19 protein-coding genes are annotated in these 21,683 nt (G+C 69.6%); 8 read left to right on the top strand and 11 right to left on the bottom strand.

What is annotated here, in order from left to right:
• Nucleotides 1–62 precede the first annotated feature (62 nt).
• From JGU66_29405 to JGU66_29415, 3 genes are all read right to left on the bottom strand, one after another.
• Nucleotides 63–557 (bottom strand): zf-HC2 domain-containing protein, encoded by a 495-nt coding sequence (locus tag JGU66_29405; protein MBJ6764901.1) that lies wholly within the window; start codon nucleotides 555–557, stop codon nucleotides 63–65.
• The gene (locus JGU66_29410) at nucleotides 554–1,171 is read right to left on the bottom strand and encodes an RNA polymerase sigma factor (GenBank protein ID MBJ6764902.1); all 618 of its coding nucleotides are present in this window, start codon (nucleotides 1,169–1,171) and stop codon (nucleotides 554–556) included. Before JGU66_29410 ends, JGU66_29405 begins: the two co-directional genes overlap by 4 nt.
• 75 nt (nucleotides 1,172–1,246) lie before the next feature.
• On the bottom strand, nucleotides 1,247–2,560 hold the full coding sequence (locus JGU66_29415; protein MBJ6764903.1) for a thioredoxin domain-containing protein: 1,314 nt from the start codon (nucleotides 2,558–2,560) through the stop codon (nucleotides 1,247–1,249).
• A 220-nt stretch (nucleotides 2,561–2,780) separates the two neighbouring features.
• Here JGU66_29415 and JGU66_29420 point away from each other — a divergent pair, with 220 nt between their 5' ends.
• On the top strand, nucleotides 2,781–3,506 hold the full coding sequence (locus JGU66_29420) for a hypothetical protein (GenBank protein MBJ6764904.1): 726 nt from the start codon (nucleotides 2,781–2,783) through the stop codon (nucleotides 3,504–3,506).
• 32 nt (nucleotides 3,507–3,538) lie between these two features.
• Nucleotides 3,539–3,793, top strand: a complete 255-nt coding sequence (locus JGU66_29425; protein MBJ6764905.1) for a hypothetical protein — start codon at nucleotides 3,539–3,541, stop codon at nucleotides 3,791–3,793.
• Between the two features lie 21 nt (nucleotides 3,794–3,814).
• Here the strand turns inward: JGU66_29425 and JGU66_29430 are convergent, their stop codons facing one another.
• Nucleotides 3,815–4,408 carry a CDP-alcohol phosphatidyltransferase family protein gene (locus JGU66_29430; GenBank protein MBJ6764906.1) on the bottom strand — a complete coding sequence of 198 codons (594 nt, stop codon included), beginning with the start codon at nucleotides 4,406–4,408 and terminating at the stop codon, nucleotides 3,815–3,817.
• A gap of 220 nt (nucleotides 4,409–4,628) precedes the next feature.
• Here JGU66_29430 and JGU66_29435 point away from each other — a divergent pair, with 220 nt between their 5' ends.
• Nucleotides 4,629–5,567, top strand: a complete 939-nt coding sequence (locus JGU66_29435) for a DUF4846 domain-containing protein (GenBank protein MBJ6764907.1) — start codon at nucleotides 4,629–4,631, stop codon at nucleotides 5,565–5,567.
• A 9-nt stretch (nucleotides 5,568–5,576) separates the two neighbouring features.
• On the opposite strand, the gene JGU66_29440 is transcribed toward JGU66_29435, so the two are convergent.
• Nucleotides 5,577–6,230, bottom strand: coding sequence for an SDR family oxidoreductase (locus JGU66_29440; GenBank protein ID MBJ6764908.1), 654 nt, complete (start codon nucleotides 6,228–6,230; stop codon nucleotides 5,577–5,579).
• A gap of 214 nt (nucleotides 6,231–6,444) precedes the next feature.
• Here JGU66_29440 and trxA point away from each other — a divergent pair, with 214 nt between their 5' ends.
• The 5 genes from trxA to JGU66_29465 all read left to right on the top strand — a co-directional run bounded on the left by trxA (nucleotide 6,445) and on the right by JGU66_29465 (nucleotide 14,823).
• On the top strand, nucleotides 6,445–6,771 hold the full coding sequence (gene trxA, locus JGU66_29445; GenBank protein ID MBJ6764909.1) for a thioredoxin: 327 nt from the start codon (nucleotides 6,445–6,447) through the stop codon (nucleotides 6,769–6,771).
• Between the two features lie 444 nt (nucleotides 6,772–7,215).
• Nucleotides 7,216–10,776 carry an AAA family ATPase gene (locus tag JGU66_29450; protein MBJ6764910.1) on the top strand — a complete coding sequence of 1,187 codons (3,561 nt, stop codon included), beginning with the start codon at nucleotides 7,216–7,218 and terminating at the stop codon, nucleotides 10,774–10,776.
• A complete protein-coding gene (locus JGU66_29455) occupies nucleotides 10,773–11,690 on the top strand; it encodes a methyltransferase domain-containing protein (GenBank protein MBJ6764911.1) in 918 nt (305 codons plus the stop codon). Before JGU66_29450 ends, JGU66_29455 begins: the two co-directional genes overlap by 4 nt.
• A gap of 206 nt (nucleotides 11,691–11,896) precedes the next feature.
• Nucleotides 11,897–12,346, top strand: a complete 450-nt coding sequence (locus tag JGU66_29460; protein MBJ6764912.1) for a peptidoglycan-binding protein — start codon at nucleotides 11,897–11,899, stop codon at nucleotides 12,344–12,346.
• A 38-nt stretch (nucleotides 12,347–12,384) separates the two neighbouring features.
• Complete coding sequence (locus JGU66_29465; protein ID MBJ6764913.1) at nucleotides 12,385–14,823, top strand: hypothetical protein; 2,439 nt, start codon at nucleotides 12,385–12,387, stop codon at nucleotides 14,821–14,823.
• 26 nt (nucleotides 14,824–14,849) lie between these two features.
• On the opposite strand, the gene JGU66_29470 is transcribed toward JGU66_29465, so the two are convergent.
• From JGU66_29470 to JGU66_29495, 6 genes are all read right to left on the bottom strand, one after another.
• A complete protein-coding gene (locus tag JGU66_29470; protein MBJ6764914.1) occupies nucleotides 14,850–15,596 on the bottom strand; it encodes a hypothetical protein in 747 nt (248 codons plus the stop codon).
• 492 nt (nucleotides 15,597–16,088) lie between these two features.
• Nucleotides 16,089–16,571 (bottom strand): hypothetical protein, encoded by a 483-nt coding sequence (locus JGU66_29475; GenBank protein ID MBJ6764915.1) that lies wholly within the window; start codon nucleotides 16,569–16,571, stop codon nucleotides 16,089–16,091.
• A 555-nt stretch (nucleotides 16,572–17,126) separates the two neighbouring features.
• Complete coding sequence (locus JGU66_29480) at nucleotides 17,127–17,951, bottom strand: SDR family oxidoreductase (GenBank protein ID MBJ6764916.1); 825 nt, start codon at nucleotides 17,949–17,951, stop codon at nucleotides 17,127–17,129.
• Entirely contained in the window at nucleotides 17,948–18,721 is a 774-nt protein-coding gene (locus JGU66_29485) for an acyltransferase family protein (GenBank protein MBJ6764917.1), read from the bottom strand. Before JGU66_29485 ends, JGU66_29480 begins: the two co-directional genes overlap by 4 nt.
• Nucleotides 18,718–19,686, bottom strand: a complete 969-nt coding sequence (locus JGU66_29490) for a ketoacyl-ACP synthase III (protein ID MBJ6764918.1) — start codon at nucleotides 19,684–19,686, stop codon at nucleotides 18,718–18,720. The genes JGU66_29485 and JGU66_29490 overlap by 4 nt, the downstream gene beginning before the upstream one ends.
• The gene (locus JGU66_29495; GenBank protein MBJ6764919.1) at nucleotides 19,683–21,632 is read right to left on the bottom strand and encodes a patatin-like phospholipase family protein; all 1,950 of its coding nucleotides are present in this window, start codon (nucleotides 21,630–21,632) and stop codon (nucleotides 19,683–19,685) included. Before JGU66_29495 ends, JGU66_29490 begins: the two co-directional genes overlap by 4 nt.
• Between the last annotated feature and the right edge of the window lie 51 nt (nucleotides 21,633–21,683).

The following is a 21,683-nucleotide window of genomic DNA, read 5'->3' on the forward strand; positions in this document are numbered from 1 at the left end:
TTGCATCAGGAGAGCCCTCGGTCCTCAGGCAGGACCGGGGGCTTTCTCATGTCCGGGCGTGCTCAGCGCGCAATCGACAGCGCCACGGGCGTGGCCACGAGGCATGCCCCCACGCGCGCCTCAAGGGCAGCCACGGCCTCACGCGTGGGATCCACGCAGGTCTCCCCCGAGGAGGAGACGGACCAGGCATCGAGTCCCCAAGCGTCCTCGGTCGGAGCCTGAGGGAGCTGCTGGGTCACGTTGAAGACGATGAAGAGCAGGGCGGCAATGGCCCCCAGCGCCATCTTGCCTTGGTGAGACCAGCGGCCCTGGGTCCGGGCTCGCAGGGCGCGCGCGGATGCGAGCCGGGTCTCCAGCGCGGAGAAGTCGAGCGCGCGGCGTTGCGGTGTGCGGCGCGCGCGCTGGGCCATCCACCCGCGCTCCAGCTTCAGCCAGGCCATCGACTGGGTGCAGGCGGCGCAGCCGTCCACATGGCGCTGGACGCGCTCGGCCTCGTCGAAGGGCAGCTCGCCCGCGAGCAGGGCCTCCAGCGGATGTTCAGGACAAGGGGCGCTCATGAATGACCTCCGACGTGGCCCGCCAGCCGCTCGCGCAGTCGCAGGCGCGCGCGGTGAATCTCGTTCTTCACCTTGGGCAGCGACCAGCCCATCACCGAGGCGATCTCCTCGTAGGGCAGGCCATGGTCGATGCGCAGCAACAGCGCCGCGCGTCGCTCCTCGCGCAGCGCGCCCAGGGCCTCGGCCAGCAGGCCCTCCAGCTCCCGGTCCAGCAGCAGGTCCTCCGGCGAGGGCGTGGGCAGCATCGCCTCCACCTGACCCTCGTGGGCCTCGTCGTCCACGTCCACGTGGGTCACGCCCCGCCGCCGCCGCGCCTCCAGGTACACGTTGCGCGCGATGCCCAACAGCCACGCGCCCAACCGGTCCCCATCGCGCAGCGCCGACAGCCGGCCATGGGCCCTCACGAAGGTCTCTTGCGTGGCCTCATCCGCCGCCGCCTCGTCGCGCAGCAAGTCGCGCAGGAAGCGCCAGACAGCGGGGGCGTGCCGCTCGAACAGGGTTCGAAAGGCGGCGGGGTCTCCGGCGCGCGCTCGACGCAGCAGCGTGGATTCCCGGTCCGTGTCGGACGGAATCACACCCACCATCGCCATCTTCACCGCGGAAAGGAATGCCACGTCCCACCGTGACATGAACGGACCGGTGGTTTCACCGGCCCCCGATTTTCTTTCCCCATGGGTGATTTCCTGGCGCTACCGCGCGGCGGAGAGGCCTGCCTTGCGCAGCTCGTCATCGATGATGCGGCGGAAGTGGTCAATGGGCTCGGCTCCCACCACGGGGCGCCCGTTGATGAAGAAGGTGGGCGTGGCGCCAGCGCCAATCTTGAGGCCCTCGGCCATGTCCGCCGCGATGCGCGCGTCGTTCTTGCCTGTGTCGAGCGCGGTGCGGAAGGACTTCATGTCCAGCCCCAGGCTCTGGGCGTAGCCCTCCAGCGAGGCTCGGTCCAGCGCGCGCTGGTTGCTGAAGAGCAGGTCGTGCATCTCCCAGAACTTGCCCTGCTCGTGCGCGGCCAGCGCGGCGGAGGCGGCCAGCTTCGCGTGCGGGTGCATGGCCAGCGGCTGCTGCTTGAAGGCCACGCGCAGCCGGCCCGCGTACTCCTGCTCCAGCGTCTTCAGCGTGGGCACGGCCCGGCTGCAGAAGGGGCACTCGAAGTCGGAGTAGGCCACCAGCGTGACAGGGGCGTTGGCGGGGCCTCGCGAGGGCGCGGTGCCCACCTCGACCTTCTGCGCTGGCAACTCCTGGGCGGGGGGCGGGGAGGCCCGGGCGGGAGCGGCCTCCTGTCCTCGCGCGAGGATGTTCGCGTACACGTCCTCCGCACGGGTGCCCGCCTTCACCTGGGCGCGCGCCTTCCCCAGCTCCTCCTCCACGAGGGCGGAGAACTGCTCCAGCGGCAGCGCGCCCGACAGGAAGCGCCCGTTGATGAAGAAGCCCGGCGTGCCCGGGGCGCCCAGCCTCAGCGCGAGCGCCGAGTCCTGGCGGATCCGCTCGGCCAGCTTCGGGCTCGACAGGTCCTGCTTCCAGCGCGCCACGTCCAGGCCCAGCTCGCGCGCGTGGCGCTCCAGGTCCGCGTCCTCCAACTGCTTCGGCGCATCGAAGAGGCGCTCGTGCATCTCCCAGAACTTGCCCTGCTCTCCCGCGGCGAGCGCCGCGAGGGCCGCGGGCAGGGCGCGCGCGTGCAGCTCCAGCGGGTGGTGCTTCATCACCACGCGCAGGTCGCGGCCAAAGCGCGCTTGGAGCTGCCGCACGGTCGCGTTCGCGCGCGAGCAGTACGGACACTGGTAGTCGGAGAACTCGACGAGGGTGACGAGCGCGTCCTCGTCTCCCTTCACGAAGGAGCCCTCCACCGGGACGCGGAACACGGTGGGATTCACCGGCGCGCCACGCGGTGCCGCGCTCGGCTTCGGTGCGACCGCGATGGCGGCCTCGCTCGAGCCGCTGACCCGGCCACCCACGGCTCCCAGCACCAGTCCCACGATGAGGCTCACCCAGACACTCGGCTTGGACACGGACTCCTCCAGTGCGCGCGGTGGCGCGTGTGGACAGTTGCTCGTCGTGCCCGGTGAGTGACTCGCGCGGGGCCGGAGTTTCAGCGCGCCGTGCATCGCGATTCGAAAAAGTCCGGATGGCAAGGGTGACCCTCCGAGCGGCGGACCCCGTGGTTCCCAGTGCGGTGGTTCCCGGGCGTCGCGCACGCAGCTTTCAAAGGCTGGAAGGAGGACGCCACGCATGCGACGCAACATCTGGGCGGGGCTGGGCATCGCGGGGCTCGCGCTCGTGATGATGTGTGCGGGTGCGCAGCGAGCCCGCGGCTCGTCGCCTGCTCCGCGCGCGGTGCCTCGCCTGGCGCTCGCGCAGTCGGGAGGGAACTCCTCGGAGCCCTCCACCGCTCAGGCTCCCACGAACGCGCAGACTGGAAGCGCGCCTCCTGGCGCGTCCGGCTCGCCCGCCACTCAAGGGGAGCCGTCGCCGCTGGGGGCGTCGGGGACGTCGCGCGCGGGCAGCGCGTCTCCTCCATCGCAGGGCGTGGGTGGCGCGGGCTCTCCGCCAGCGTCGGGAAGTGAGCAGGGCACTCCGCCCGCGTCTCCGCCACAGCAGGGAACTTCGACGGGCGCTCCTCAGGCCGCCCCCTCAGAGCCAGGGACGGGCTCCGCGGCCCTGCCCCCGGTCCCGCCCACCGCCACTGGCGGCGGCGGCTATGCGGTGGTGGAGGCAGTTTTCACTGGCACGGTGCGCTCGGTGTCCGCGCAGGAGGTCGTCATCGAGGACGCGGGGACGCGCTTGCCCATGGGCGTGTGGCCCGACACCCGCATCCTCCGGGGTGGCCAGAGCATCGAGGTTCAACAGTTGAAAGTGGGCGAGCAGGTGCGCGCGGTGGTGAATCTAGTCGGGCACAATCAGACGGAGGAGATCGCTGTCCTGCCTCGCCCTCCGCCGAAGCGCTCGGAGCGGTGAGTCCCAGGCGCGCCACGTCAGCCGCACGATTCATGCACGTCCCAGCGTCGGAGGATCCCTTCATGACGGCGTATGACAAGTACCGTGCACTCTTGCGCAAGCTCGTGCTCGTGCGAGCGCAACATCCCGGGCGTGACTCTCCCGAGGAGGACACCCTGCTGGACGCGATGGATGAGGTCTGGTGGGAGATGTCCGGAGCGGAGCGCTCGGCGCTCGATGAAGAGCGGGCTCGCGCGCTCGGGTCCCTGCCTCCCCGCGCCGAGCCCTTCGCACCCTCGCAGCACTGAGGCAGGCTGCTCACTTCCGTCTTACTTCCGTGACGAGGTGAGCGGGGTCGACCGTCCCCGTCCGAGCCCCGGGGACGCCGCGACCGCGGAGGACCTTCCGCGCTTGAGCCAGACCGCTCGCGAGTAGTCCGCCACCGCGGCAAGCGACAGCAACCCGATGAGGGCCACGAGCGGTCGCACCGCGGGGGGGAAGAGCAGCACGCACAAGAGCGTGATGATCTGCAGCACCGTGACGGCCTTGCCGAGCGCGCGGGCCTTCAGCTCCACCGCTCGCAAGTCCGGACGCACGGTTGCCACGAGGAAGCCCACGGCCGTGCCCACGTCGCGCACGAGCAGGAGCGCCAGCTCGACGGGCTCCAGCAAGCCATCCAGCAGGCAGACGACCAGGGCCGTCACCATGAAGGCGCGATCCGCCACGGGGTCGATGATGGCGCCCCAGCGCGTGGCGAGTCCTTTGTTGCGGGCAATCCAGCCGTCGAGGACATCCGTGGCGGCGGCGAGGAGGACGAGCCCCGCGCGCAGCCACGCATCCTGCGTGACGATGAACGCCGCCGCGAGCGGGATGCGAGACAGCGACAGGGTGTTGAGGAGCGTGAGTCTCGCCAGTCGGCGCATGACTCAGAAAAGGTAGTGCGCGCCGCTCCATGCGCACGTACGCACGTACGTGAGCGTTCAGCGAAGGACGCCGAGACATTCCCGCGCCCGAGCGGGGCTGCCGCCGCGCGCACTCTTGCTTCCTGTCATCGCGCCCGTCGACGTGGGCACCCGAGCCCGCCAGAATCCATCGCGTCAGCCGCGCGCACCGCTTTGGTCGCGATGCCTGGAGCCTTCGTCCGTGCCCCTCTCTTCTCCGCGCCGTTCCGCTTCGCTGTCCGCCCCCTGGCTCCGAGGCGCGGCCCGACGGCTGTCCCGTCTTGGACTCGTGGTGCTCTGCGCGACGGGCGCGACCGCTCATGCCGGTGCGGAGGACGTCGTGCCCCGCGCGCCGACTCGAGATGAGCGCGCGCGCTATCCCTGGCTGATCGCCGACGTGGCCGTGCGACCGTTGGATGCGGCCATCGCTCCACCCGAGGGCTACACGCGGGTGGCGGTGGAGCCGGGCTCGTTCGGCGCATGGCTGCGAGGGTTGCCCTTGCGGCCGGCTGGCACACCGGCGCGCGACTTCCGAGGCGGGCGCGTGCTCGCGGGAGATGATGCGCGGCTGGCGGCGGTGGCCGAGCTGGACGTGGGCACCGCGAACCTCCAGCAGTGCGCCGACTCCATCATCCGCCTTCATGCCGAGTGGCGCTGGGCGTCGGGCCACTCGGAGCAGATCGCCTATCGCTTCACCAGTGGACATCTGGCGTCGTGGCCTCGGTACGCGGCGGGCGACCGGGCCCGGGTCGCGGGCGCGAAGGTGACGTGGGTCCCTGGCGCGGCGGCGGATGCGTCCCGCTCCACGTTCCGTTCGTATCTGGACCTGGTCTTCACCTACGCGGGCACGCTGTCGCTTCAGGGCGAGAAGGCGCGGCCTTCGCGCGCGGACGTTCGCCCGGGGGACTTCTTCGTCCTCGGTGGCAGTCCGGGGCACGCGGTGTTGGTGCTGGACGTGGCGGTCAACGCCAAGGGCGAGCGCGTGGCGCTGCTCGGCCAGGGCTTCATTCCCGCGCAGGACTTCCAGGTGCTCTCGCCGGGGCCCGGCGGCCCGTGGTTCTCCCTGTCAGGCGACACGGTGGCCACGCCGTTCTGGGCGCCGTTCCCGTGGTCCTCGCTGCGGCGGATGCCGTCTCCCTGAGCGACGCGCTCAGTGTCCAGCGGCATCCACCTCCGCCCACAGGCTGTGTCCTTCCAGGACCGCGTTGAGCGGCGCGCGCCGCTCGGAGACGCGCAGGAGCACGGCGGCCAGCTCGTCCAGGTGGATGGGGCGCAGGCTGCGCAGCAAGGGCAGGCGGGTGATGGTCCGCAGGCCAGGGATGGGGCGGTGGTACTCGCCCTCGAAGGCCGGTGGCCGCAGCACCGTGTAGTCCAGCCCGCTCTCGCGCACGAGTCGCTCGGCCTCCACCTTGGCCTTGAGGTACGCGCCCACGGGCCGGCCCGCGCCCATGGCGCTGAGCAGGACGAAGTGGTCCACGCCCGCCTGCTTCGCCGCCGTCACGAGCTGCCGCGTGGTGCCGATGTCGCTGGTCTCGTAGGTGTCGCCCGTGGAGAAGCGCTTGCGCATGGTGCCGATGAGCTGGAGCACCGTGGTGCAGCCGCGCATGGCCTCCACCAGCGCGGGCGTGTCCGACAGCTCCAGCACGGCCTTGCGAGGCCAGTCGCGCACGCGCTCGGTGTCCGCGCTCTGGGGCCGCACATGCGCCACCACGGGCACGTCGCGCGCGAGCGCCTGTCGCATCACCGTGCGGCCCGTGGCTCCAGTGGCACCGGCGATGAACAGCTGACGAAGAGGCGTGCTCATGAGACCTCGCGGCGAAGGGGACGCTCGCTTCTCAGCACAGCCGGGACGCGCTGCCCAGAGGGAGACCCGTGGAAAGGGGCCCTGGCGGAACGGAGCGTTGTCCCACGGGCTCTCGTTCGGAACGGAGCCGGCGGTTACATCCCGACGTACCACCCGAGGCCCGAGCGGGCTCACGAGGCCCGAGCGGGGCCTCACAAGCAAGGAGGACGTCGCCATGTCAGGGAGTGTCATCGAGCTGGGAGACGCGGAGTTCGCGCGCGAGGTGCTCGAGTCGAAGGAGCCGGTGCTGGTGGACTTCACCGCCACGTGGTGCCCGCCGTGCCGGGTCCTCGCTCCAGTCATCGAATCCGTGGCCAAGGACTACGAGGGCAAGCTGAAGGTGGCGAAGCTGAACGTGGACGACCACCAGGCCACACCGCAGCAGTTCGGCATTCGCGCGATGCCCACGCTCCTGTTCTTCAAGGACGGCAAGGTGGCGGGGCAGATTGTCGGCGCGGTGCCGCGCACGCGAATCGAGCAGACGCTGCGCGAGATTCTGTGAAGCCCTCGCGGCGGGCCGAGTGACACCTGCTCGGTCCGTCGCGCGGCTTTGTTGCGGCGAGCGCCCGGTGTGCAAGGCGCGCCTTCGTCATGGGGGTGGAGGGCCCCCGTCGCGTCGAGGCGCCCGCCGCCGGCGAGACTCGCCGGTGTCACGCAGTCGACCTGCACCGTCACATGCATCGTGTGCAGTTCGCGTCCGCACCGTGACTCGCGGTCCGAGCGCTTCTCGATGTCTCGGATGATGATGGGCTTTGAGTCGCCCTGTAAGCCACGCTCCGGGTGAACCACCTGATGGTTCCTCTCGCGCACCGTGACTCGCTTGCCCTGCGGGGTAATCAAGTTCCTTGGTGTCGTCAGTGAAAGCGAGACTTGCTGAGTTTGTGTTTCCGGGCCCCCGCGTTTCCCTGCTCCCGCTATCATCCCGGCGGGCGGCCCCCCCTCCTCCATGCGTCCCAGCTCCCTTGAAACACAGCCCCGGGTGGAAGACCTGGGTGTTGGTCCGTCCGCCGACGCGGACGTGGTCGGTCGGCGCTACCGAGTCCTCGACTTCCTGGGCCGTGGTGGCGCCGGCACTGTGTGGCGCGCGCAGGACCTGCTCGCGGGCCCGGTGGCCATCAAGCGCCTGCACCAGACAGTGACGGACCTGGCGCGCAAGCCGGGAGAGGGGACGCCGGGCTCGTCCGCGACGCAGGGACTCGCGCTGACCTTGGCGCATGAGTTCCAGACGCTCGCGTCGCTGCGGCATCCGCACGTCATCAGCGTGCTGGACTACGGCTTCGACGCCGAGCGCAGGCCCTACCTCACGATGGACCTGCTGGAGGACGCGAGCACGCTGGTGAGCGCGGGCACGTCGCAGCCGCTGGAGGTGCAGGTCGGGTTGTTGGTGCAGACGCTCCAGGCGCTCGCGTACCTGCACCGGCGCGGCATCATCCACCGCGACCTCAAGCCCGGGAACGTCCTGGTGGTGCGCGGGCAGGTGAAGGTGTTGGACTTCGGTCTCGCCGTCGCGCGCGAGCATGCGCTCCAGGCCGCGCCCGCGGGCACGCCCGGCTATCTCGCGCCGGAGCTGTTCGAGGGACAGCCTCCCTCCGAAGTGACGGACCTCTTCGGCTTCGGCGCCATGGCCTGCCAGATGTTCTTCGGGCGGCTCCCTTTCGCGGGGCAGGTGCCCGCGCCCGCGGACTTTCCTCCTGGCCTCAAGGCCGTGCTGGAGCGGCTGGTGTCACCGGATGCCCAGCGCCGTCCGCGCAACGCGTCCGAGGTCATCGCCGCGCTGTGCGCCGCCACGGGAGAGCCAGAGCCCTCCGAGTCCGCCGCGATGCGCGAGAGCTTCCTCCAGGCCGCGCGCTACGTGGGCCGAGAGCGCGAGCAGGGGCGGCTCGCCGAGGTCCTCACGGGGGCGCTGAAGGGCAAGGGCGCCGGGTGGCTGGTGGCGGGCGAGAGCGGCGTGGGCAAGTCGCGCTTGCTGGAGGAGCTGCGGGCGCTGGCGTTGGTGCGCGGCGCCGTGGTGCTGCGCGGGCAGGCGGTGGGCGCGGGCGGCGGTCCCTATCAGGAATGGCGCGCGGTGCTGCGCTGGCTGCCCATCCTCACCGAGCTGACGGATCGCGAGGCCAGCGTCCTCAGTCCGTTGGTGCCGGACATCGACGTGCTGCTCGGGAGGCCGGTGTCGCGCCCCGCCGAGCTGGGCGCGGAGATGGCCCAGGCTCGACTCCTCCAGGTGTTGGAGGACGTGTTCGCGCGGCTGGAGCAGCCCACCGTCGTCATCCTCGAGGACCTGCATCAGGCGCGCGCGGAGTCGCTGCACCTGCTCGCGCGATTGACGGCGCGAGCCACGCGGCTGCCGCTGCTGCTCTTGGGCAGCTTCCGCGACGACGAGGCTCGGCAGCTCCCCGCCACGCTGCCCGGCATGCAGGTGCTTCGCCTGCCTCGGTTGGAGGCGCAGGACATCGCGATGCTGGGCGAGTCCATGATTGGTCCCGCGGGCCGCGAGCCGAACGTGGTGTCGCTGCTGCTGCGCGAGACGGAGGGCAATCCGTTCTTCCTCGTGGAGGTGGTGCGGACGCTCGCGGAGGAGGCGGGCGGGTTGGACCGGCTGGGCTCCATGACGCTGCCCGCGCGCGTGTCCGCGGGAGGCATGGGGCGGCTGGTGCGGCGCCGGTTGGAGAAGGTGCCCCCCGAGGCGCGCGACCTGCTCAACGTGGCCGCCATCATCGGGCGGCAGCTCGACGTGGCGCTGCTGCGAGAGGCCTCGCCGGGGCTGGACGTGGAGCGGTGGCTGACGGACTGCGCGGCCGCGTCGGTGCTCGACGTGGCGGATGGTCGGTGGCGCTTCGCGCACGACAAGCTGCGGGAGCGCGTGCTGGAGGACCTGCCTCGCGAGGAGCGGCCCTCGCTCCACCGCCGCGCCGCCATGGCGCTGGAGTGCGCGCACCCCGAGGGCTCCGAGTGGACGGCCGCGCTCGCGCATCACTGGGGCGCCGCGGGGGACCTCGCTCGCGAGGCGGTGTACTCGCAGCGGGCGGGAGAAGAGGCGCTCAAGGTCGGCGCGTGTCGCGAGGCGCTTCCGTTCCTGGCGCGAGCCGGCGAGTGCGTGGCCATCTTGCATGGGAGCGACGCGACCCGACTGGGGCTCGTGGAGGCGCTGCAGGCGGAGGCGCGCTTCCAGCTCGGCGAGATGGAGGCGTTCCGCGCGCATGCCGAGCGGGCCCTGCGCCACTTCGGGTGGCCCGTGCCGTCGAGCCGGTTGGGCTGGGGACTGAGCACGTTGGGACAGGTGGTGTCGCGGCTGGCGCAGAGCGCGCGGCCGGATGTCTTCGTGGACGACTCGGACGAGCGCCGCGAGGTGCGCCGCGTGGCGGGGCGTCTGCTCATGCGGCTGACGGATGCGTTCATCTACGCGCAGGAGGCGCTGCCGGTGCTGTGGACGGGCCTGCGCACATTGAACCTGTGCGAGCCCGCGGGCCCCACGCCCGAGCTGGCGCGCGGCTACACGAACATGGCGGTGGTGGCCGGCACGGTGCCGGTGCGCGTGGTGGCGGATGCGTGGGCGAAGCGCGCGCGTGAGGTGGCCGAGCGCGTGGGCGAGCCCTCCGACCTGGCCTACGTGCTCAATCGCAATGCCGTGTACGGCGCGTACATGGCGCGCTGGGCTGACGTGGAGGCCTCGCTGGAGCGAGCGATGACGCTCGTCGATTCCGTGGGGGACTTCCGCCTCGCGGAGGAGTGCCGCGCGCTGCGCGTGGTGTCGCTCTGCTACCAGGGCCACTTCGCCCCCGGCCTTCCGTTGCTGGATTGGATGGAGGCGTCCGCGCGCCGCCGAGGCGCCGTGCAGACGCAGCAGTGGGTGCCGCAGATTCGCGCGCACTGCTTCGTGCGGCTGGGGCGCGACGCGGAAGTCCTCTCCATGCTGCAGCCGACGCTCGCCTGGACGGACCAGGAGGGCAGCGCCGTGGACGTGGTGGTGGTGAACGCGGCGTTCGCGCTGGCGTGTCTCCACGTGGGCGACCTGACGGGCGCGCGGCAGGCCGCGGAGAAGTCGCTGGTCCGGTTGGCGGCGGGCAAGCCCGTGGCGCACTTCGCTCAGCTGGGTGCCACGGCCGTGGCCGAGGTCTTCTTGACGCTGTGGGAGAAGTCCGAGGGTGCGCCCCCGGCCGAGCGGGCCGCGTTGGCGCGCAGCGCTCGCTCCGCGTGCAAGGTGATGGCGGCCTTCGCCAAGGTGTTTCCGTTCAGCCAGTCCGCGGCGTCGCGGTGGCGTGCGACGGAGCAGGGGTTGTCGGGCCAGGCCGCGAAGGCTCGGGCGGGCTGGGAGCGCGCCATCCGGGAGGCGCAGCAGCTGGCGCTTCCCTATGACGAGGGGCGCGCGTGTCTGGAGTTGGGCCGGCACCTTCCGGAGACGGATGGCGCGCGGCGAGTGCATTTGACTCGGGCCGTGGAGCTGTTGTCGCCTCTGGGCGCGGCGCTGGACGTGGCGCGCGCGAGGGACGAGCTGGCCCGAGGCGGGGGATGATGGACCACGGTGATGTGGAGTGGCTGGCGTGCCCGTCGTGTGGCGGCCGGCTGGTGTTCCATGGGCAGCTGACGGAGCGAGAGCACCTCCGGCATGGGGCGTTGCGCTGCGGCGGGTGTGGCGAGGCCTGGAAGGTGTCTCGGGGCCTGGCTCGGCTGTACCGCGAGGGCGAGGTGCGCGGCACGGATCGCCTGATGCGCGTCATCTACGACGGGCTGCCCGCGCTGCATGATCCGCTGACGGCGGTGCTCACGCCGCTGCTCCAGTCCGTCTCCGAGCCCGAGGCGAGGGACCGGTACATGCGGCGCGTGGAGTTGGGCGCGCTGCGTCCGCGTCCGGATGGGCAGCCCACGCGCATCCTGGAAGTGGGCGTGGGGACGGGCGCGAACCTGCCGCTCATCCACCGCGACCTGCCGCGCGGGCTCGACGTGGAAGTGTGGGGCGTGGACCTGAGCGAGGGGATGCTGACGCAGTGTCGCAGGCGGCTCGCCTCGGGGGAGCTGCCGCGCACGCGCTTGTTGATGGCGGATGCGCATGCGCTGCCATTCCCGAGTGCGATGTTCGATCGCGTGCTGCACGTGGGAGGCATTGGAGGGTACCGCCAGCCTCGCGTGGCGCTGGAGGAGATGGCGCGCGTGGCTCGGCCCGGTACGCCGCTGGTGGTGGTGGACGAGCAGCTCGACCGAACGGCGCGACCGAACCTGCTCCAGCGGCTCGCCTTTCGAGCCATCACCTTCTACGACCGGAACCCGCACTGCCCCCGCGAGCTGCTGCCGCTGGGCGCCACGGGCGTCGTGGAAGAGCAGGTGGCGCCTTTCTATTACTGTCTGACATTTCGCGTGGATTCCCCCAGCGTGCGAACCCTGTCAGGACGAGATGGTACATCCTCGGCTGGCTATCTGGAGCGTGGGTAGAAAGCGAGGGGGACATGCCGTGGCATACGGTGGCGCAAGGCGAGTGTCTGATCGCCATTGCGCTTCGTTATGGCTTTCAGGACTGGAAGCGCCTCTACGAGCATCCTGGCAACGCATCGCTTCGCCGCAAACGTCCATTCCCTCACATTCTGCATCCCGGGGACGCGCTCTTCATTCCGGAGCGAGAGGCGAAGTCTTGCCGCGCGATGAGTGGCAGGACCCACGTCTTCACGGCGAAGCAGCCGTGCCGTGAGCTGCTGCTCACCGTGCGCGACGCGGATGGGGCTCCCCTCGCGGAGGAGCCGTACTGGCTGGACGTGGGCCCGGACACCGTGGAGGGGATGACGGACGCGGAGGGCGCGCTCCGTGAGTGCATCCCTGTGCGGCTGCCCCACGCACGGTTGTCGGTTGGCGGCATGGTGTACGTGCTTCGACTGGCGGGCCTGAATCCGCTCGCGGACACGGAGGACGAGGGCGTCTCCGGAGCCCAAGCGCGTCTGCGCAATCTGGGCTTCGAGGCTGGGGACTCGGAAGGAGTTCTCGGCGTCCGGACGCGGCAGGCGATTTGTGCGTTCGAGGCGCGTCATGGGCTCCCTGTCACAGGGACGCTCTCGCCGCGGACGCGCGATGCGCTCGTCCATGCGCACGGTTGTTAGTCGCTGGATTCTCCCTGAGCTTCGAGGAGGTATCTCCGATGACGGACCTCGTCGCGCCCGCGCGGGCTGTGTCGGATGCGGTTGAAATCGCCGCGCCGCCCAACACGCCCTTCGTGGTGCAGGAGCCTCGCTGTGTGAAGGCGCCGTGTCTGGTGTGTTGGCTGCGCGCGAGGGTGGCGGCTTCGCCCACGACCGCGGGCGCGACGTTCTCGACGACACCGCTGCAGCTCAACCTCGTGGGCGTGCGCTCGGAGGATTCCCTGAGCAACCGCTTCGATGACGTGATGGTGGTCTTCTTCCAGCTCTTGCCGTCGTCAGCGCGAGCCGCTTTCGAGGCCGCGGTCGAAGAGGAGTTGCGGGCGGACATGGCTGCGCGCGTGGAGGAGATGGCTCGCTCGGCGAACGGGCGCTTTCGCACCGTGGCCTGCAGCCAGCAGGGATTGTGGGTCGTGGGGTTGTTCACCGTCACGACCGACCCGGGCTTCGAGGACTCCCCCGAGGCCTTGGAGGCGCAGCGGGCGAAGTATCAGCACGCGCTCGCGGATGCCGAGGCGAAGGCAAAGCGGCTCGGGGCGGAGGAGCCAGCGCTCACGCGGGCCCGAGCCGAGGCGCGGGCTGCGCGTACGGCACTGCTGACGAAAGTGAAGAAGGGAATGGTGCCGGCAGCCCCCGTATTGCCCGAGGCGGTGGGAGAGATTGCCGCGCCGACGCGAGATCGCCTGTCTCTCGATGCGTTCCTCCGGGCCGTGGAACAGCGGCTGGGGGAGTTGCGTGCCGCGCGGGAGGTTCAGCGCACGCATCCGTCGTGGGTGGAGCGCACGGAGGCGGCGCTCGCGAAGAAGGTCGAGGAGAACGAGGCGCGAAAGGGCCACCTCCCAACCTTCCAGTACCACAAGGGCTGGGTGGAGCAGGGGCGAGCCATCTTGCCCGTGGGACACTACCCGGACGCGTACCGGTTCTATCTGCACAAGGCCGGCACTCCCGAGGGCTTCCCGCGAGCGACCGTGGCGCTGGCCGTGCCCGCCATCGAGGCCGGCACGCGGGTCTACTCCGTGAAGTACTTGTGCACGGCGCCCGAGCGGATGCTGAACCCCGAGTTCGTCGAGCGAAATCATGGGGAGGTGACCTATCTCCCCAATGCGATTCTCCAGCTCTGGCCCTCCGATGGGGCTGTTCGTCGCTATGCCTTGGGGCAAGCGTCCCTGGTGTTGGTGGAGCGGACAGCCGTGGCTGATGGGGAGCCCGAGCGAGATGCTTTCCTGGAGTTGGCGGCCGACAAGAAGAGAACTCAGCTCCCCATGGACACGCGTGTGGTCGTGGTGGCCGCGATTCGTGGCACCAACATTCATCGGGCTCATCCCGTTTCTTTGTCCGAGGACGGCTGGAGGTTGGACGGGCGCGAGGCTCGGGATGGACTGGAGGTCAACGGATGGTCCGAGGGCTGTCAGACGTTCGCGGACTTCTATGAGTTCAACGGGCTCATTCGCCTCTGCGCTGTCAGCAAGCGATGGCTCTGCTCTGAGCGCGAGCCTTCATGCGTCGGCGCGGAGTCCTGCAGGCGCCTTGTCGCGGGGCCGGGACGGCGCGTTTCGTCTGAGGCAGACCTGACGCTGGGGGAGCGGAGCCTGCTCAGTCGATTTGGAAATGCGTTCATCTTGAGGGCGCTCTCGGCGGATTGCCTCAAGGATGCGGAGGCGCTGAATCGTCGCTTGCAGAGAGCTCAGGCTGAGCGGGCGGAGTTGGCGCTGACCGATGAAGAGCAGGAGAAGATGCAGGAGCTGTCTTCTCGTCCTCCGCGCGATTCAGGGCGTGCGGGCAAGTCGGCCAGTCCTCTCAACGAGAGCGAGTCATCGCTCCTGGCGAGACTTGCTCGCAAGGACGCATCGTCGAAGACTCCCGAGGTGGCGGGTCGTCTCAGCCAGCTCGATGTGGAGATCCGGGAGCTGACTGCGCGGCGGGAAGTGCTGAGTGATGCCTCCACCGCAGCCTTGAATGATGCCCGGCTCGCCGAGCTTCCAGGGGAGATCGCTGCTGCCGAACAAGATGCTCAGTCGCGGCAGTCCGCGATCAGTGTGCTTGAAGCCGCCCTGTGTGCTGTGCCCGCTCAAGGAGAGAAGCCCATGGCGGTGGCGCTTCGTCGAAAGCGGGAGGCGTCATTGCGCGGGCTCAGAGCAGAGTGCGATGCGGATCTTCGAAAGAAGCAGAACCTTGAGTCCGAGTTGGCCGAGCGAAACACGGCCCTGCGAGTGACTCGCCCCATACTCCAGCAGAAGCGCGACTTTCTTCGTGAGCGGACGCAGACGTTTCGGGCGGACTTTTTGCGTACCTGCGATCTTCAGGGCACCTGCAAGGTGCGATTCCCCTACACGCTCATCGAGGTCGACGCGGCTCGAATGGCTGCCCTGCGACAGCTCTTTGGCGATGCGCGCAACACGCCTTGGTCAGGACAGTTCGTGATGGAGGACGGCGACCCGTGAACTCAGTGCCCAGGAGTGAGCCCGTCTCAGGGTTCTACGGATGGAAGAGACTGTTCACACCCCGCCCCACGAAGCCCAGAGGTTCGTAGCTCCACGCGCTTGATTCGGAATGATGAATCCAGGGTCACCACGGGGAAGACCGAGATGGCTTCGGGGTTGGGAGTAGCGGTGGTGCCTTCGCGATGAAGCTCATAGGGCTCCCCCAACAGCACGACTTCACCAGTGCGAAGTGGCGTCACTGTGACCGCCGGCCCGATGAACTTGGTGGCGATGAGCTTGCCCAGCTGGGAAACCGGGCTGTCCGCGGGGAGTGATTCCGGGAGATGGAGTTGATGGTGAAGCTCGTCACGCGCCCAGGTGGGGAGCTCTTGGGGGGCAAGTTCGAACAATGAAGGAACGGTGACGCCGGGAGCGAGTGGAACCTCTTCGGGAGCCTGTGGCCAGTGCATCATGTTCTGGCGCAGCAGTTCAGCCACTTCACGCAGAGGGGATGGAAGTGGAGAGGGGACGTCGGTGAGTTCGTCGCTCGCCGTGTCCGCGATGTGGAAGAACGGCATCCAGTCGGAGAGCGATTGGTCCGAGTACTTGGGCCGATGCAGTGTCTGCGGCAACGCCGTCATTTCGAGGCGAAGCGTCTGAACGCGCGGTGGCTGCGACGTGCGCACGATGAGCTTCGGGCTCAGATTGATGGAGTCCTTCGCCAGGCTCGAACAGCGCGCCGTTCCATCACGACCCTTCTCCACGCTCAGTCGGTAACGGAGCTCGATGGACATCACGCTCCGCCCCGGCTCGGCGAGGTCCTCTGACGCATCGCGAAGGTCCAATCGCTGAGGAATGGCGTTGTCGACGAGCGTCGTCAGCGATCGAGCGTATCCCGGCCACAGGGCGAATCCATCGAGTTGGATGGGGAGCGAGAACTTCAGGAGGAGGGATTCGCCGTCTCCGGGGCCTCGTGCGCCCTCGACCCAGGCGGTGGTGGGGTCTCCGTCGAAAGCGTTCCTCGCGGCATAGCGCCCGGGCGTCTTGGACTTCAGCGTGGAGGATGCGTGGACGTAGGCCGTGACACCGCCGCTGAAGGACACTTTCTCTGGTGGAGGCGCGGACGCTCTCGCGCTTCCTACTGCGAGGAGTCCCGCGAGCAGGATGCCGCACGTCGGTCGCGACTGAGGACCCGGGGATGTCGAGGCGGCGCGCGGCATTCCAGAGAACCTACGGCGGGCCCCCGTGGTGATTCAAACGGACGGTCGGCTCACGTAGGTCGTCCCCTACCTGATGAAGCCCTTCCTGCTCAGCGTCCCTTGCTCCGAGGGCACCAATACTTCGTAGAGTTCGGGGTCAGCCTTGGAGGATTCGGTCGGTTGGGGCCGGCGCCCATCCCACCATCCGGCGAGGAAGAGAAGGGGGGCCGTTCGCTGAAAGTGCTGTTGCCATCCGCGCAGCATCTTCGCGACGACTGATTCGAGTCGCTGGCGCTCGTCGAAATAGGGATATGCGACCACGACCGCGAGTTCGGCTCGCAGCGCCAGTGCCTTCCAGATGGCCCACTCGATGTACTCGCCACTGTTGGGGTCTGGCAGTTCTCCCGCTTTGGAGCCCACTCTGCCGTTCTCATGTTCGACTGCGATGAGGGGGAATTTGTCGTAGGCGTCGCTCTCGATGAAGACATGATCGACATTCATGACTTCAAAAGAGCTTGCCCCGCCTCTGTTGTAGCAGTGGAGCTTTGCCTTGCCTGCCATGTACTGCATCCGTCTCTCGAACCACTGAGTGGTATCCCGATTTGACGAGAAGTCGTGACGCTCCACATCAACAGACCGTTGGAAGCTGGAGAGGAACGCCGACGGCTCGCAAAGTGGATGGATGAGCTGGGGTCTGCGCACGGTGGCTCCGAGGGGCTGAATGCGTCTCGCGATGATTCATCCTGTGGCGAGTCCGGTGTTCCGTGGCCGGATTCGGCTCCTCCGCGTGGCATGTGTTCGGTTCTCTACTCCTCGCGTGACGCCGCCCCTTTGGCCAGAGCCCAGGTCAAACCGGCTCTACGTCGCGCGGATCCACCATGAGGATGTGACGATGGCCCCCCGAGAAGGGGCACGCCGACTCCGGGGACATCGAGGACCAGGACGCCATCTGGCTCGATCTCTTCGACGATGAACTCGCCTCCCAGGCTGGCGATGAACAGCTGTCTGGATTCCCGTGGCAGTTGTTCGAGCCATGAAGGGAGCGAAGTGACTCGAACGGATTGGCCTACCCGGTGTCTGCTCGAATCATTGCTCGTGGACATACTCGCTGGCTCGAGGGTCACGTCAGGGATTGAGCAGCAGGTCCAACAGGCGCAGCGTCATGCCTCCGCTGAAGTCGATGGTCGCTCCGTTGAACCAGGCGGCGTCCTCGCCCGCCAGCACCGTGACGAAGCGGGCCACTTCTTCGACCGTGCAGATGCGCCCCGCGGGATTCATCTTCGCGTGCGCCTCCTCCAGCCTCGCCAGGGCCTCCGGTGAGTACACGTGCCGTAGCGCGGGTGTCATCACCGTCCCGAACTTGAGCAGGTTGACCCGGTGGCCCTTCGGCCCCAGCTCTATCGCCAGGTGACGCACGTACATCTCCAGCGAAGCCTTCGCCGCGCTGATGAGCCCGGTGTTTCCCAGGTGCGTTTCATCCAGCGGGTTCTGCAATCCCAACAGGCGTGCCTCCGGAGCCAGCAGGTCCCTCGCCACCAGCGCCTGCGCCCAATACACGAACGAGTGCGCCATGCAGTCGAACGTGCGCTGGATGCGGCGCGGGTGCAGTCGGTCCTCTCCCTCCGACAGGAAGTGCCCCACTGACGCCCCCGCGATGGAGTGCACGAACAGCTTCACGCTCCGCGGCCCCGCGCTCGCCAACAGCGCATCCGCTCCCGCCTCCGCCCCTTCTGGCGTGGATGCGTCCGCCTGCCGCAACACCACGGCGCGCCCTTGCTCCTGGACGCGGCGCTCCACCTCCGCCGCCTGCTCCGCGTATCTCCCGCGGTGCACCCCGAACACGTTCAGGCCCGGCCTCCGCGCCACCGCCTCCGCGATCGCCGCGCCTGTCCCCGACGACGCCCCCAGGATGACCGCCCACGTCCCGTCCCCGACTTCCCGACCGCTCATACCGCGACCCGCTCCTCGTTCGTGTTCCGTTCCACCCCGCGCGCTCGGTCCAGCAGTGTCTGCACCGCGCCCATCACTTCGCGATGCATGCCGCGCAGGGCCTCGGGGTCGCTCGCGTCGAAGCCCGTGCCCAGGTGTCGCTCCAGGGGCTCACCCACCCACTGCGTCACCTTCACCGGGAAGGGCAGCGCCAGCGGCCACAGGCCCGTCGCGCCCACGCCCAGCCACAGCGGCAGCTTCCCCGGCAGGCCCCAGCGCTTGCCCAGCGCAGCCCCGTCGTTCAAGCCCACGTAGAAGTCATCCATCCCCGAGCCCCCCACTGGAACAATCGGCAGCCGATACCGCAGCGCCAGCCGCAGGTAGCCCACTCGCTCGCCCCAGTCCACGCGATAGCGATGCCGGAAACTCCTGCATCCCTCTCGCGTGCCTCCGGGCTGCACCAGCACGTGCTCGCCTCGCGCCACTGCCTCCGCCAGCCGTGGATCATCCCCGGTGACGAACCCCAGCCCGTCCGCCACGCGCTGCATCCCTGGCAGCGCGCCGAACGCACCGTGCGCGATGCCGTGCGGCAGATATCCGAGTCGCTCGTGCAGCGTCACCGTCAGCATGCACAGGTCCAGCGCGAGCGGCCGTCCGTGATAGCCCACGATGAGCTTCGCGCCCGGCCGCAGCAGCGGCTCCAGGTTCACGACTTCGTAGCGGTGATAGCGGCGCAGCATCCCGAACGTGCCCAGCCACGCCGTCAGCGGCAGCCCTCCCGCCGCGTTCACCCGCCCACCCGGTACAGCACCGCGCCATACGAGACGCCCGCGCCCACGCCCACCAGCAACACCCGCTCGCCCGGACGCACGCGCCCCGAGCGCATCAACTCATCCAGGCTGGTGCCCAGCGACGCCGAGCCGACGCTCCCCGTCTTGTGCACCACGCGGATGCTGCGCTCGGCCGGAACCTCCAGCACCTGAAGCATCGTGTCCAACATGCTCCCGTTGGGTTGATGCGGCAGCACCCACTCCACGTCCCGCAGCGACATCTGCGCCTGCGTCAGCGCCGCCCGCGTGGCCGTCAGCACCGCGTCCAGCGCCACCCGCGTCATCTCCTTGCTGTGCGTGAGGAAGCGCATCCACTCGCGCTGCCCGGTGAGCTGCGGGTTCTGCATCATCACGTCGGGCGGCAGCGTCCCGTTGTTGCCGAACGCCGAGCCCAACACGCCCTCGCCCGGCCGTGCCTCGCCCAGCACCGCCGCCGCCGCCGCGTCTCCGAACACGAGGTACGGCCGAGGGTCCTCCGGCGTCATCGCCCGCGTGCTCAGCTCCACCGAGACGATGCCCACCGGCCCCAGCCCCGTGGCCACCGAGCGCGCCGCCAGGTCGAACGCGGTGAGGAAGCCCATGCACGCGTTGTTGAGGTCCATCGCGTCGCACTCGCCCGCGAGTCCCAGCCGCGCCGCGATGCGGTTCGCGGTGGCGGGCGCCGTCACGTCTCCGCCAATGCTGCTCACGTAGATGATCCGCCGCAGCGCTCGCGCCGGAAGCTCGGCGCGCTCCAGCGCCTTCTCCAGCGCCTGCGCGGCCAAATCAGAGGCCTGCGTGCCGGGCGGCGAGTGGTAGCGCACGTGGATGCCCGTCTTGCGCTTCACCTCCTCGGGGTCTCGCCCCACCTGGGCGCAGACCTCCTCCGTCGTCACGGCGCGGCCGGGCAGCACGCCGCCCGTGCCCAGGATGCGGACCGGAATCACGCCGCCCTCCTTCCCGCCGCGCCCTCGGGGCGCTTGCTGCGCCGCTTGAGCTTCTCCCAGTGGTCCGCCAGCGCCTCCAGCTTCGCCTGCAGTGACGGGTCTTGCTCCGCCTGCTTGATGATGTCCTGCGCGCGCGTGAACTCCATGGCGGTCAGCAGCGGCTCGTTGCGCGAGAGGATGTCGTAGCCCACGTCCGCCTGCTGCGTGCCGACCTCCCCGCTGTTGTGCAGGAGGAGGACGCCGCTGGCGACGAGGTCCAGCATGCGCTCCAAGGGATTGAGCGCGGCGATGAAGCGGCCAATCGTGCCGGGGAGCAGCGGCTGCCGCGAGCTGTGTCCGAAGGGGAAGATGTTGCCCGCGAAGGTGAGGTCGGCGCCGGCGCGCAGCAGCGCCTCGGCCGGGACGTTGCTCGTGAAGGCGCCGTCCACGTAGCGCGCGGGGGGGCGCAGCGTGGGCGCCCAGATGCCGGGCGCCGAGCTGCTCGCGCGCACCGCCAGCGCCAGCGGACCCTCCTCCATCGCCGTGCACAGGCCCGTGGTCAGGTCACTGGCCACCGGCAGGAAGCGCGTCGTCAAGGAGCCCAACGCCACGTTCCCCAGGTCTCGCTCCACGCGCCACTGCAGCGCCCAGGTGCTGATGACCGAGGCCAGCGCCGCCACCGTGATGCGGCGACTCATGGCCTGCTCCACCAGCAGGTCCAGACCGCCGAGCCCATCCGCCCCATCCAGCGCGGTGCCGCAGAAGTAGCCGCCTACCGCCGAGCCCATGCTGGCGCTGCTCACCATGTCGATGGGGATGCCTCGCTGCACCATCCAGCGCAGCACGTGCACGTGGTAGAAGCCCCATACGCCGCCACCGCTCAGCGCCACGCCCACGCGCCGGTGCGTCACCGCTCGCGCCCAGCGCGCCAGGCTGTCCAACGTCCCCGCGTTCAGCCCCAGGGCCTCCAGCGGCGCGTCGCCCACGGGCGCCTTGCGTTCCAGTTCGTCCCAGTCCAGCCGCACCCAGACGGGCGCCAGCGAGTCGGGCTCGCGCCCCGCGTCCCCGTCGTTGCGGAGCTGACGGCCGCACAGCTCCTGCTCCTCGGGTGGGCGCCTCGGGTGGATGAGCACCGTGGGCAGCGTGCGGTGCGCCACGGAGCGCAGCAGCGGGAGCACCCGCGCCGTGGGCACCTGGGTGGGGGGCGGGCGATCCACCAGCCGCACCGTCTTGTCCTGCTCCAGCCCCGGTGGCTCGAAGCCGTCCAGGAACACGTAGTCGAAGCGCGCCTCGCCGCTGTGCGACAGCACGAACTCACGCACCTGCTGCTCCGTCACGTCCGTGGGAACTGTCGCGTAGTAGACGCCGTCCGCGCCGAGGACGGGCATGGCGGCCGGGGTGCCCTGCTTCAGGAGGAGCACCCGGTCTCCGAAGTCGCGCACCTGCACCTTGGCCAGCAGGCCCACCAGCAGCGACAAGGGCACGCCGCGCAGCTCGGGCGCGGTGGAGAACGCGACCACCTCCGCGCGCTGGTCCACCGCGTGCTGTCGTCCCCCGTCGTTCCCGAGCAGGTCCAACCCGAGGTCCTGGCGCAGTCCGGCCCGGGCCTCCGCGAGGCTCAGCACCGCCTCGCGCGGGAAGAACAGCGCGCGTGAACGGGCGAGCGCCGTCACCGTGGCGGACGCGATGCCGCGCACCACCGACTCGACGCCCAGCACCTGGCCCGGCCGTAGTTGGAGGAGCACCAGCCCGTCGCGCCGCGCCTCCAGCACGCCGTCGCGCAGGAGGAAGAAGCCCTCGAAGGGCTGGCCCTCCTGGCAGACCTGGTGGCCTTCCTCCCACGTGAGTTCCTGCGCGGACTCCAGGAGCTGGAGGAGGACGGAGTTGCTGGTGTAGCGCAGCGGGCCCGCTTGCTTCAGGGCGAACAGGCGCTGCCGCGTTTCGGACAGAGAGGGGAGAGTGTCCATGAGGGGCCGCGAGATTAGCCAACCCCTTCGCCGCCGCGAACAGCACGGCGG

The organism is Myxococcaceae bacterium JPH2, from assembly GCA_016458225.1.
Lineage (GTDB): Bacteria > Myxococcota > Myxococcia > Myxococcales > Myxococcaceae > Citreicoccus.

Excerpts from the sequence above, each read along its gene's own strand:
- JGU66_29460 (MBJ6764912.1), top strand. The coding sequence starts at position 11,897 with ATGAGTGGCAGGACCCACGTCTTCACGGCGAAGCAGCCGTGCCGTGAG.
- JGU66_29440 (MBJ6764908.1), bottom strand. The coding sequence starts at position 6,230 with ATGAGCACGCCTCTTCGTCAGCTGTTCATCGCCGGTGCCACTGGAGCC.
- JGU66_29405 (MBJ6764901.1), bottom strand. The coding sequence starts at position 557 with ATGAGCGCCCCTTGTCCTGAACATCCGCTGGAGGCCCTGCTCGCGGGC.
- JGU66_29465 (MBJ6764913.1), top strand. The coding sequence starts at position 12,385 with ATGACGGACCTCGTCGCGCCCGCGCGGGCTGTGTCGGATGCGGTTGAA.
- JGU66_29480 (MBJ6764916.1), bottom strand. The coding sequence starts at position 17,951 with ATGAGCGGTCGGGAAGTCGGGGACGGGACGTGGGCGGTCATCCTGGGG.
- JGU66_29430 (MBJ6764906.1), bottom strand. The coding sequence starts at position 4,408 with ATGCGCCGACTGGCGAGACTCACGCTCCTCAACACCCTGTCGCTGTCT.
- JGU66_29420 (MBJ6764904.1), top strand. The coding sequence starts at position 2,781 with ATGCGACGCAACATCTGGGCGGGGCTGGGCATCGCGGGGCTCGCGCTC.
- trxA (MBJ6764909.1), top strand. The coding sequence starts at position 6,445 with ATGTCAGGGAGTGTCATCGAGCTGGGAGACGCGGAGTTCGCGCGCGAG.
- JGU66_29425 (MBJ6764905.1), top strand. The coding sequence starts at position 3,539 with ATGCACGTCCCAGCGTCGGAGGATCCCTTCATGACGGCGTATGACAAG.
- JGU66_29495 (MBJ6764919.1), bottom strand. The coding sequence starts at position 21,632 with ATGGACACTCTCCCCTCTCTGTCCGAAACGCGGCAGCGCCTGTTCGCC.
- JGU66_29455 (MBJ6764911.1), top strand. The coding sequence starts at position 10,773 with ATGATGGACCACGGTGATGTGGAGTGGCTGGCGTGCCCGTCGTGTGGC.
- JGU66_29475 (MBJ6764915.1), bottom strand. The coding sequence starts at position 16,571 with ATGCAGTACATGGCAGGCAAGGCAAAGCTCCACTGCTACAACAGAGGC.
- JGU66_29450 (MBJ6764910.1), top strand. The coding sequence starts at position 7,216 with ATGCGTCCCAGCTCCCTTGAAACACAGCCCCGGGTGGAAGACCTGGGT.
- JGU66_29470 (MBJ6764914.1), bottom strand. The coding sequence starts at position 15,596 with ATGTCCATCGAGCTCCGTTACCGACTGAGCGTGGAGAAGGGTCGTGAT.